Here is a 12,390-nt window from a genome sequence, read left to right as displayed (position 1 = left end):
AAAAGAATGAGAAATATTTCTATATTAGGAGCCACTGGATCAATAGGAACTCAAACACTTGATGTAATTAGACAATCAAAAGAAGAATTAAGGCTAATAGCAATTAGTGCAAATACTTCTGTAAAAAAAGTAATAGAAATAATAGAAGAATTTAATATATTATATGTAGCAATGATGGATAAAAAAAGTGCAGAGGAAATAAAAAAGTATTGTGATGATAATAATAAAAATATAGAAGTATATAATGGTATTGAAGGATTAAATAAAATTGCAACATTAAAAGAAATTGACATAGTAGTGACATCTGTAGTTGGTATGATAGGATTGGAACCGACAATAAAAGCAATAGAAGCTAAAAAAGACATAGCACTTGCTAATAAGGAAACTTTAGTTGTAGCAGGTGAGATTGTTATGAAAAAAGCTAAAGAGTACAATGTGAAAATCTTACCCGTTGATTCAGAGCATAGTGCAATATTTCAAAGTCTTAGAGGGAATGATTTAAATACGCTAAAGAAAATAATTTTAACAGCATCTGGTGGACCGTTTAGAGGTAAAACTATAAATGAATTACTTGATATAAAAGTTGAAGATGCACTAAAACATCCTAAATGGAATATGGGAAGAAAAATATCTATAGATTCTGCAACTCTTATGAATAAGGGGCTTGAGGTTATAGAAGCTCACTGGCTTTTTGATTGTGACTATGACAATATTCAAGTTGTTGTTCATCCACAAAGTATAGTACATTCAATGGTTGAATATACTGATGGAAGCATAATAGCGCAGCTTGGAGCACAAGATATGAGACTTCCAATACAGTATGCTATAAATTATACTGAAAGAAAAGAACTTGTAGCAGATACTATTGATTTTTATAATATATCGCAGTTAACATTTGAAAAACCAGATATGAATACATTTAAATCATTAAAGCTAGCATATAAGGCAGGAAAGATAGGAGGACTTATGCCAACTATTTTAAATGGTGCTAATGAAGCATGTGTTGAATTATTTTTAGAAAAGAAAATTAAATTTTTAGACATAGCAGATACTATAGAAAAATGTATGGAAGTATTTGAAGATAAATCTAATGAAGAAATGACAATTGAAAATATAATTAAATTAGATAAAGAAGTTAAAGAGTATGTAATGAGAAGTGACATTTAAGGAGGAAAGTAATGTATATAATTTTAGCTATATTAGCATTTGGATTATTAATAATAGTTCACGAATTAGGACATTTTACGTTAGCAAAACTAAATGGAGTAAGAGTGGAAGAGTTTTCTATCGGAATGGGACCTAGAATTCTCTCAAAGAAAGGTAAGGAAACTACCTATTCATTAAGTCTTTTTCCAATCGGCGGATATGTAAAGATGATGGGAGAAGATGGAGAAGTAGACGATGAAAGAAGTTTTTCAGCAAAATCACCATTAAGAAGAATAAGCATTATAATTGCAGGAGTTGTGATGAATTATATACTTGCAATTATAATTTTTACAGCTGTAAGCTTTAATTTTGGGTTTGCCAAACCAGTAGTAAATACTGTTGCAGAAAACTCAGGAGCAGTTGAAGCTGGATTACAGTCTGGTGATAAGATAGTAAAAATTGATGGCTCAAAAGTATTTACAGCTGATGATGTAAAGATGGGAATAATGCTATCTAAAGATGATACAGTAGACTTAATTGTAAATAGAAATGGTGTAAAGGAAAATGCATCAGTAACATTAAAAGATTTAGAGGGAAAAGGCAAACAATTGGGAATAACTTTTGTATCAGAAGCAAAGCCAACAATTCTTTCGAGTTTTAAACAAAGTTTAAATCAAACTGTTTCTCTTGTATCGCAGACTTTTAAAGGATTAAAAATGATATTTACAGGAGAGGCAAATTTAAAAACAGATGTAGGCGGCCCTGTAACTATAGTAAAGATGACAACAGCTACAGCAAAGGCTGGAATATGGAATCTAATGTATTTCATAGGATTTATAAGTGTGAATCTTGCAGTGTTCAATCTTTTACCATTTCCTGCACTTGATGGTGGATGGTGTGTAATACTATTAATTGAGCTTATTACAAGAAAGAAGGTTCCAGATAAGATTGTTGCGGGATTGAATTATGCAGGATTCGCATGCTTAATTGGACTTATGATACTTGTAACAATAAAGGATATATTATTTCCAGTTAAATTGTAATCATAAAAGTAGTGTACTTATTTATTTAATAGGTATGCTACTTTTGTTTGCAGAAGATTAAAGTTTACAACTACATAAATTAAGAGATATAATTATTGAGACATAAAATATTTTATAAGAATAATATCAAGTTTAGTATATATAAAATATGTTGAGTTTAGGAGGAGAACGATGAACAGAAGAAATTCAAGAAAAGTTAAAGTGAGAGACATATATGTTGGAGGAGATGCTCCGATTACTATACAATCAATGACAAATGTTAGAACTAGTAATGTTAACGAAGTTTTGGCGCAGATGAATGAACTGCATAAAGCAGGATGTGAAATTATACGATGTGCAGTTCTTGATATGAATGATGCAGAAGCTTTGAAAGAAATAACAGAAAAGTCACCTATGCCAGTTGTTGCTGATATACATTTTGATTACAAATTAGCATTAAAAGCCATTGAAAATGGAGTTTCAGCACTACGTATAAATCCTGGAAATATAGGCGGAATTGATAGAATTACCAAGGTTGCAGAAGCATGTAAAGCTAAGAACATACCAATAAGGATTGGGGTTAATTCAGGTTCAGTTGAAAAAGATATTTTAAAGAAATATGGAAAACCAACAGCCGAAGGACTTGTAGAAAGTGCTTTGAGAAATGTTAAAATTTTAGAAGACTTAGATTTCTTTGATATTGTTATATCTATAAAATCTTCAAATGTACAGATGATGATTGAAGCTTACAGACTTATAGCTGATAAATGTGATTATCCACTTCATTTAGGAGTAACTGAATCAGGGACAGTATTTAAAGGTACAATAAAATCAAGTGTAGGTATTGGAACACTTCTTGCAGAAGGAATAGGAGATACAATAAGGGTATCTTTAACAAGTGATCCTGTTGAAGAAATTAAAGTGGCATCAGAAATATTAAAATCTTTAGGACTTAAGAAAAGCGGTGTAGAATTTGTTTCATGCCCTACATGTGGAAGAACTCAAATAAATTTAATTAAAATTGCAGAAGAAGTAGAAAAGAAATTGGAAAACTGTAAAAAGCAAATAAAAGTAGCTGTAATGGGATGTGTTGTTAATGGACCAGGAGAAGCTAGGGAAGCTGATATAGGAATAGCTGGTGGAAGAGGAGAAGGCATTATTTTTAGAAAAGGCGAAATTGTCAGGAAAGTTAAAGAAGACCAATTAATTGATGCATTAATGGAAGAAATAGAAAAATTATAATTAATAAATTTAAAAAAATTCTAATATTCTTATGAATATTAGAATTTTTGAGTTTTAGAATTTATAGTGATAATTTATACCAAAGATGGGAGGAAGGTTTTTGAGTGAATTTATCAAAAGCTTATCTAAAGAAATACGTAAAAATGAAATGTTTGAAGATAAAAATATTCAGCTTCTAAGATTTCAATTTTTTAAAAAAAGTGATACTTTGAAAATTGTTTTAAGATCTATAGATCCATTGAATTCAAGTGAAGAGGAAGAATTAAAATCTTTAATACTAAAAAAATTAGGAATAGACATAAACATAGAAATCTTATGCTATAGAGATGTAACTAATTGTACAGTTAAAGAAATAGGTACTGAGCATTGGACATCAGTAGTAGAAGAAGCTGCACGAAAATATCCTTTAAGCAGGCATCTTTTATATTCAGCTAAAAGAGAAATTAAAGATAATATTATATGTGTATATTCAGGGAATACTACTGTTATAAATCATACAGTTAATAAAAAAGTAGATTTAGAAATTGAAAGTAGAATTAAAGATATATTTAATAGGACAGTACGTATTGAATTTAAGTATGATCCTAATTTATCTATAGAAGATGAATATGAAAATAGAAAGATTGAAGAGAATAAGCAAATAGTAAAAGAAGTAATGAAAAATAGAAATATATCATCTCAAAATACAACTGAGAAAAAATCAAATGATTCTAATGGTGCAAATGCTGAAAATAAGCAAGAAAAGAAAAAAGAATTCCAGACATATAAGAGAGCTCCGAAAGATGAAAATACAGTTTTAGGAGGAGCAATTAAAATAGAAGCAACTAATATAAGTGAAATAGATGAAAGAAGTGGCTATGTTGCAGTTATTGGAGAAGTTTTCAAGACAGAAGTTATTGAAACTAAGACAGGAAAAATTATTTTAACTTTCTTTATTACTGATTATACAAGTTCAATTGCAGTAAAATGTTTCTTAAAATCTCAGGATACAGAAGCTGTACTTAATGAAGTCAAAAAAGGCTTTTACTGTAAAGTTAGAGGTGAAGCAGTATATGATACATATTCTAGAGAAGTTGTAATAATGGGAAGAGACATAAATAGAATGAAAAAGATTGAGAAGATGGATGCAGCACCTAAAAAAAGAGTTGAACTTCATCTTCATACTACAATGAGCACTATGGATGGAGTCGCATCTGCATCAAAACTAATTGAAAGAGCTGCTAAATGGGGACATCCGGCAATAGCTATTACAGATCATGGTGGAGTTCAAGCATATCCAGAAGCACAAAGTGCTGCAAAGAAAAATAATATAAAGGTACTTTATGGTGTAGAAGCATATTTGGTTGATGATGGCGTTCCTATTGTAATAAATGAAAAGGGCGATTCATTAGACGATACTTATGTTGTTTTTGATATAGAAACTACTGGTTTTTCACCAGTAAATGATAAAATCATAGAAATTGGAGCAGTAAAAATACAAAATGGAGAAGTAATAGATAACTTTAGTCACTTTGTAAATCCTAAAAGAAATATACCGTATGAAATAACTAAGCTTACAAGTATAAATAATGATATGGTAAAGGATGCTGAGACAATAGAAAATCTACTTCCTAAGTTCATGGAGTTTTGCAAAGGGTGTGTACTTGTTGCACATAATGCAGCATTTGATACAGGATTTATAAAGAAAAATTGTAGAGATCTTAATTTGAAGTTTGATTCATCAATAGTTGATACAGTTCCTCTTGCAAGATTCTTATATCCAGAGTTGAAAAAGGTTAAATTAAATATTGTAGCAAAACATCTTGGTATATCTCTTGAGAATCACCATAGAGCTGTAGATGATGCGAAGGCTACGGCTGAGATATTATTAAAGATGTTTGAAAGATTGAAAGAGCATCATAATATAAATACATTAAAAGAATTAAATGATTTATTTGGAGCTAATTTTGATGTAAAAAAACAGACAACATATCATATAATATTGTTTGCAAAAAATCAGGCTGGTCTTAAGACTTTATATGAAATGATTTCAGATGCACATTTAAATAATTTCTTTAAAAGACCAAGAACTAAAAAAAGTGAAATAGCTAAAAATAGAGAAAACCTTATAGTTGGTTCGGCATGTGAAGGTGGAGAAGTTTATAGATCGATTTTAGATGGTAAAAGTGATGAAGAAATAAAAGAAATAATGTCCTTTTATGATTATCTAGAAATACAGCCTCTTGGAAATAATCAATATTTAATAGAAAAAGGTATGGTTAATGGAATAGAAGAGCTTGAAGCTATAAATAAGAAAATTTATGATTTGGGCAGAGAAATAAATAAATTAACAGTAGCAACATGTGACGTGCATTTTATTGATCCTCAGGATGAAGTGTTTAGAAGAATAATTATGGCAGGTCAAGGATTTAAGGATTGTGATAATCAACCTCCACTTTATTTTAGAACAACAGAAGAAATGCTTAAGGAATTTAATTATTTAGGAAAAGATATTGCAAATGAAGTTGTTATTGAAAATACAAATAAGATTGCAGAGTTAATAGAACCTGTAAAGCCTATTCCAGATGAAACTTTTCCGCCTAAAATAGAAGGAGCAGAAGATGAAATAAGAAATATGACAATGAATAAGGTCCACAGCATATATGGAGAGAATCTGCCGGAAGTAGTCCAAAAAAGATTAGATAAAGAGCTAAACTCTATTATTAATAATGGTTACGCTGTTCTTTATCTTATTGCACAAAAGCTAGTTGCAAAGTCTACTGAAGATGGATACCTTGTTGGATCAAGAGGGTCTGTTGGTTCATCGTTTGTAGCAACAATGTCAGATATTACTGAAGTTAACGGACTTCCTCCACACTATGTTTGTCCTAACTGTAAGAAATCAGAGTTCTTTTTAGATGGATCTGTAAGTTCTGGTGCAGATTTGGATGATAAGAATTGTCCAGATTGTAATACACCATATAAAAAGGATGGTCATGATATACCATTTGAAACCTTTCTTGGATTTGAAGGTGATAAAGAACCAGATATTGACCTTAACTTTTCAGGAGAATATCAAGGTGTTGTTCATAGATATACAGAAGTACTTTTTGGTAAGGGCCATACATTTAAAGCGGGAACCATTGGTACTGTTGCTGAAAAGACTGCTTATGGATATGTGAAAAAATACCTTGATGAAAGAAATATTCGTGTTCCTCAAGCAGAAATTGAAAGACTTACCATTGGATGTACAGGAATTAAAAGAACTACAGGACAACATCCAGGTGGAATAATGGTTGTACCAGCAGATAATGAAATTTGTAATTTCTGTCCTGTACAACATCCGGCAGATGATAATGATACTGATGTTATAACAACACATTTTGATTATCATTCTATTTCAGGAAGGCTTTTAAAACTTGATATCCTTGGGCATGATGATCCTACTGTACTTAGAATGCTTCAAGATATAACTGGGCTTGATCCTAAAATAATACCATTAAATGACAAAAAGGTATTAAGTTTATTTACTTCACCAGAAGCTCTTGGAGTTACCAGAGAAGAACTTGAATGTGAAGTTGGAAGTTATGGACTTCCTGAGTTTGGAACAAAGTTTGTTAGGCAGATGCTTGTAGATACTCAGCCAAAAACTTTTTCGGATTTAGTCAGAATATCTGGTCTTTCACATGGCACAGACGTTTGGCTTAATAATGCCCAATATTATATAAAAGAGGGTTTTACTACACTTAGAGATTGTATAGCAACAAGAGATGATATTATGGTATATTTAATGTATAAGGACCTTCCACCTAAAACTGCATTTACCATAATGGAGAAGGTTAGAAAAGGAAAAGGTCTTTCAGAAGATGATGAAAAGTTAATGAGGGAACATAATGTTCCAGAGTGGTATATAGGTTCATGTAAAAAAATTAAATACATGTTCCCAAAAGGGCATGCTGTTGCATATGTCATGATGGCAATTAGGATAGCTTATTATAAAGTTTATTATCCAGAAGCGTATTATGCTACATATTTTACTGTACGTGCGGATGATTTTGACGCCAATTTAATATGTCTTGGAGAAGGTGCTGTATATGCAAAGCTTCAAGAATTGTATGGACTTGGAAATAATGCAAGTGTAAAAGACAAAGGACTTATTACAGTGCTTGAACTATGCTTTGAAGCATATAAAAGAGGAATAAAATTTTTAAGAGTTGATCTATATAAATCAGAGGCTACAAAGTTTATAATTGAAGAAGGCGCACTTAGACCACCGTTAAATGCAGTACCAGGTGTTGCAGATAATGCTGGAAAAAGTATAGTTGAAGCAAGAAAAAATGGTGAATTTATTTCAAAAGAGGATTTAAGAATAAGAGCAGGTGTATCAAAAACAGTAATAGAGGGTCTTACATCACATGGATGTTTAGATGGTATGTCTGAGACGAATCAATTGTCACTATTTTAGCAAACAGCTAACATTATGCTTGAATTTTAAAAGCTTATATGTTATTATATAAATAGTTTAAAGCTAATATGCAGAAAAAAAGGAGTGGGACATTGCCCGCTCCTTATGTTTGTAAACGCAACTTCTTTAATGATAGTTGCGTTTTTGATTACAAATTTTAAAATTGCATAAACTAAAAACAAAATGCAGTTTTAATATTGAAAGGTGGCGCTAATATGAGTAAAGATGCATTAATTGAAAAAATTGAAGCATTTGTAAAACCTATTGTTTCAGACTTAGATTATATTCTATATCATATAGAATATGTAAAAGAAAATGGAGAGTTCTATTTAAGAATATATATAGATAAAGAAGATGGCAGAATATCACTTAATGATTGTGAAGCTGTTTCAAGACAAGTAAGTGATATATTAGATGTTGAAGATCCTATAAAGGACCCATATTATCTAGAAGTATCATCTCCAGGAGTTAATAGAACGCTCTATACAGAAGAACATTTTAAAAAAGTTATTGGAAGTGAAGTACTTATAAAACTAACAGGTTCAATTAATGGAATGAAGAACATTAAAGGAATTCTTAAATGTGTAGATATTAATGAAGTTGTAGTTGAAAATAATGGAGAAGAAGTTCAAATTCCAAAAGAAAAAATAAAAACAGCAAACCTAGAAGGGGAAATATAAATTTAAGGAGGGTATTAAAATGAATGAAGAGTTTGTAGGTGCTCTTAAGGAATTAGTTAAAGAGAAAGGAATTTCAGAGGATTTACTCTTTACAACAATACAAGATGCATTAGTTGCAGCATATAAAAAGAACTATGCTAACTTACATACTAATGCACAAAATGTAAAGGTAATAATGGATAGAGAAACTGGTGAAATTAAAGTATATGCACAAAAAGTAGTTGTAGATGAAGTGTATGATGATGTTACAGAAATTTCACTTGAAGATGCAAAAATAATAAGACCAACATTTGAAGTTGATGATATTGTCGATTTAGAGGTTACACCAAAAAATTTTGGAAGAGTAGCTGCACAGCTTGCTAAGCAAGTTGTAACTCAAAGAATCAAAGAAGCTGAAAGAAGCATAATTTATGATGAGTACAAAGAAAAAGAATTTGATATTATAACAGGAACAATTCTAAGAAAAGATAAAGGAATGGTTTTTGTTAATTTAGGAAAATTAGAAGGAGTTATAGGTCCTAACGAACAAATTCCAAATGAGGAATATAAATTCAATGAAAAGTTAAAACTATATATTGTGGAAGTAAAGAATGGAAGTAAAGGACCTCAAATACATGTTTCAAGAACACATCCAGGATTAGTTAAAAGATTATTTGAACTTGAAGTTCCTGAAATTTTTGAAGGTGTAGTTGAAATTAAGAGCATTTCAAGAGAAGCAGGTTCAAGAAGCAAAATTGCTGTATACTCAAATGATGAAGAAGTAGATCCAATGGGAGCTTGTGTTGGACCTAAGGGTGTGAGAGTACAAAATATAGTTAATGAACTTAAAAATGAAAAAATTGATATAATTAAATATAGTAAGGACCCTGCAGAATTTATAGCAAATTCTTTAAGCCCTGCCAAAGTACTTAGTGTAGAAGTGAATGAAGAAAATAAGTCGGCAAAAGTAGTTGTTGATGATAATCAGCTTTCACTTGCAATAGGTAAAGAAGGTCAAAATGTAAGACTTGCAGCTAAGCTTACAAATTGGAAAATAGATATAAAGAGTAAATCTCAAAAAGAAGCTCTTGAAGAAGAAGAAGAAAAGTTATTAAATACAGAAGTGATAATTGAAGATGAAGATACTACTGATTTTACTGAAACAGAAGTAGAAATACAAGAATAGAGAGGTGCTTTTCATGAAGGCTAAAAAAATTCCTTTAAGAATGTGCACTGGTTGCATGGAAATGAAACCAAAGAAAGAACTCATTAGAGTTGTAAAAACTCCAGAAGGTGAAGTGTGTGTAGACTTAACAGGTAAAAAGTCTGGAAGAGGAGCATACATTTGTAAAGATACTGAATGTCTTGAAAAGGCATTTAAAGCTAAAAGGTTAAGTAGAAATTTAGATATCCCGATAAGTGATCAAATTTATGAAAGATTAAAGGAAGAAGTTAATAATGGATAAATTTTTTAATTTTTTAGGAATAGCAAAGAAAAGTGGTTCTTTGGTAGAGGGATATAGTAAATGTGATGATTTAAGAAATAAAAACAATTTTTATTTGTTTATAATGTCAAAAGACTTATCAGAATCATCAAAAAAGAAATTTATAAAACATTGTACAGAAAAAAACATACCATATATTGTAGAATTCTCAAAGTTTGAATTAGGAAATCCAATTGGTCGTGATGAAATTATGATTTTAGGAATCTTAGATAAAAATATAGCAGAGAAATTAAGCATGTTATATGAGGAGGAAAAAATATATGAGTAGAAAATAATACGGGGGTGACTACATGTCAAAAATAAGAGTACATGAATTAGCAAAGGAACTTAATATAGGTTCAAAGGAATTAATAACATTATTAATGGAAGAGTTTGGTGTTGAAGTTAAAAATCATATGAGCACTATAGAAGATGAAGATGCTGCATTAATAAAGGAACTTTATGCAGGAAAAGGTGAAGTGTCTGTGGAAGGCAGTGAATCTAAAACTATAGTAGATGAATATGAAGATCAACTAGCAGAAGAACTTAATAAAGGCCAAAAAAAGAAAAAGAAAACAAGAAGAGAAGTTGAAGCAGAAAAGAAAGCTGCTGAAGAAGCAAATAATGTTGGAATTATTGAAATTGGTGAAAGCATTACTGTTAAAGAATTAGCTGAAAAATTAAATAAACCAACTAATGATGTAATAAGAACACTTATATTTAAAGGTGTAATGGCTGCAATAAATCAAGAAATTGATTTTGAAACAGCAGAAAAGGTATGTACTGAGTATGAAGTACTAGCAGAAAAAAAAGAAGAAAGTCAAGAACTTGAAGTACTTGAAATAGAAGAGGATGATGAAGAAAATCTTAAAAAGAGACCACCAATAGTAACTGTAATGGGGCATGTTGACCATGGTAAAACATCTTTACTTGATTGTATAAGAAAAGCAAAGGTTACAGATTCAGAAGCAGGTGGTATAACACAACATATAGGTGCATATACTATAACTTTAAATGGCGAAGCTATAACATTCTTAGATACACCAGGACATGAAGCCTTTACAGCTATGAGAGCTAGAGGTGCGCAAGTTACTGATATAGTTATATTAGTTGTTGCAGCAGATGATGGAATAATGCCACAAACTAAAGAAGCGATAGACCACTGTAAAGCTGCAGGTGTACCAATGATAGTAGCTATAAATAAAATAGATAAACCAGGTGCTAATCCAGATAGAGTAAAGCAAGAACTTGCTGAACAAGGATTGCTTGTTGAATCTTGGGGTGGAGATGTTATTTCAGAAGAAGTATCTGCAAAACAAAATTTAAATATTGATAAATTACTTGAAATGGTACTTTTAAGTGCTGAAATGCTTGAATTAAAAGCTAATGAAAACAGAAAAGCTAAAGGTACTGTAATAGAAGCTAAACTTGATAAAGGTAGAGGTGCAGTTGCAACATTATTAGTTCAAAATGGAACTTTACATGTTGGAGACTCTATTTTAGTAGGTTCTACATATGGTAGAATAAGAGCTATGTTTGATGATACAGGTAAGAAAATAAAGACTGCAGGACCATCTATTCCGGTAGAAGTACTTGGACTATCAGAAGTTCCTGAAGCAGGAGATAGATTTAATCAAGTAAAAGATGAAAAGACAGCTAGAAATATGGCTGATTCTAGAAAGCAAAAATTAAAAGCAGAAACGCTTCAAGCTAGTCATAGAGTTTCTTTAGAAGATTTATATAGTCAAATTAAAGAAGGAAAAGTTAAAGAGCTTGCAATTATAGTTAAAGCTGATGTTCAAGGTTCAGTTGAAGCTATTAAATCATCATTAGAAAAGCTTTCTACAGATGATGTAAAGGTAAGAGTTATACATGGTGGTGTTGGAGCTATAAGTGAAACAGACATAACACTTGCAGCAGCATCTAATGCAATAGTTATAGGATTTAATGTAAGACCAGATAATAATGCTATAACTCAAGCAGAAAAAGAAGGCGTAGATATAAAAACTTATAGAATTATATACGATGCAATTGAAGATGTTAAATCAGCTATGATAGGTATGCTTGAACCTGAATATAAGGAAGTAGTTTTAGGTAGTGCAGAAATAAGAGAAACATATAAAATTTCTAATGTAGGAACAATTGCAGGGTGCTATGTGTTAAATGGAAAGCTTCAAAGAAATTCTGAAGTACGTGTAATTAGAGAAGGAATAGTTATATTTGAATCTAGCCTATCTTCCCTTAAGAGATTTAAAGATGACGTTAAGGAAGTAAATAGCGGATATGAATGTGGGCTTACAGTTGAAAAGTTCAATGATATAAAAGAAGGAGATATTGTTGAATGTTTCAAAATGGAGGCAATTAAAAGAAAAGAACTTTAAAGAGGTGAAGTA

9 protein-coding genes are annotated in these 12,390 nt (G+C 30.8%); all 9 read left to right on the top strand.

The genetic code is table 11. The annotated features are described in order from the left end of the window. Positions 1-6 precede the first annotated feature (6 nt). On the top strand, positions 7-1,167 hold the full coding sequence (dxr, locus tag BN2920_RS15745; RefSeq protein ID WP_058295930.1) for a 1-deoxy-D-xylulose-5-phosphate reductoisomerase: 1,161 nt from the start codon (positions 7-9) through the stop codon (positions 1,165-1,167). Between the two features lie 11 nt (positions 1,168-1,178). Further along, positions 1,179-2,189, top strand: a complete 1,011-nt coding sequence (rseP, locus tag BN2920_RS15740; RefSeq protein ID WP_058295929.1) for an RIP metalloprotease RseP — start codon at positions 1,179-1,181, stop codon at positions 2,187-2,189. A gap of 171 nt (positions 2,190-2,360) precedes the next feature. Further along, on the top strand, positions 2,361-3,410 hold the full coding sequence (gene ispG, locus BN2920_RS15735; RefSeq protein ID WP_058295928.1) for a flavodoxin-dependent (E)-4-hydroxy-3-methylbut-2-enyl-diphosphate synthase: 1,050 nt from the start codon (positions 2,361-2,363) through the stop codon (positions 3,408-3,410). A gap of 100 nt (positions 3,411-3,510) precedes the next feature. Next, positions 3,511-7,854, top strand: coding sequence for a PolC-type DNA polymerase III (locus BN2920_RS15730; RefSeq protein WP_276325923.1), 4,344 nt, complete (start codon positions 3,511-3,513; stop codon positions 7,852-7,854). A gap of 215 nt (positions 7,855-8,069) precedes the next feature. Then, positions 8,070-8,534 (top strand): ribosome maturation factor RimP, encoded by a 465-nt coding sequence (gene rimP / locus BN2920_RS15725; protein WP_058295926.1) that lies wholly within the window; start codon positions 8,070-8,072, stop codon positions 8,532-8,534. Between the two features lie 19 nt (positions 8,535-8,553). After that, a complete protein-coding gene (nusA, locus tag BN2920_RS15720; protein ID WP_058295925.1) occupies positions 8,554-9,699 on the top strand; it encodes a transcription termination factor NusA in 1,146 nt (381 codons plus the stop codon). 13 nt (positions 9,700-9,712) lie between these two features. Further along, a complete protein-coding gene (rnpM, locus tag BN2920_RS15715; protein ID WP_058295924.1) occupies positions 9,713-9,979 on the top strand; it encodes an RNase P modulator RnpM in 267 nt (88 codons plus the stop codon). Beyond that, positions 9,972-10,286 carry a 50S ribosomal protein L7ae-like protein gene (locus tag BN2920_RS15710; protein ID WP_058295923.1) on the top strand — a complete coding sequence of 105 codons (315 nt, stop codon included), beginning with the start codon at positions 9,972-9,974 and terminating at the stop codon, positions 10,284-10,286. The genes rnpM and BN2920_RS15710 overlap by 8 nt, the downstream gene beginning before the upstream one ends. Positions 10,287-10,308: 22 nt before the next feature. Beyond that, entirely contained in the window at positions 10,309-12,378 is a 2,070-nt protein-coding gene (gene infB / locus BN2920_RS15705; RefSeq protein WP_058295922.1) for a translation initiation factor IF-2, read from the top strand. Positions 12,379-12,390: the final 12 nt, after the last annotated feature.

Origin of the sequence: Clostridium neonatale (assembly GCF_001458595.1) — a bacterium.
In the GTDB taxonomy this organism is placed as follows: domain Bacteria; phylum Bacillota; class Clostridia; order Clostridiales; family Clostridiaceae; genus Clostridium; species Clostridium neonatale.
The sequence above is the reverse complement of the archived record's forward strand: the minus strand, read 5'-3'. Positions and strand labels throughout refer to the sequence as shown.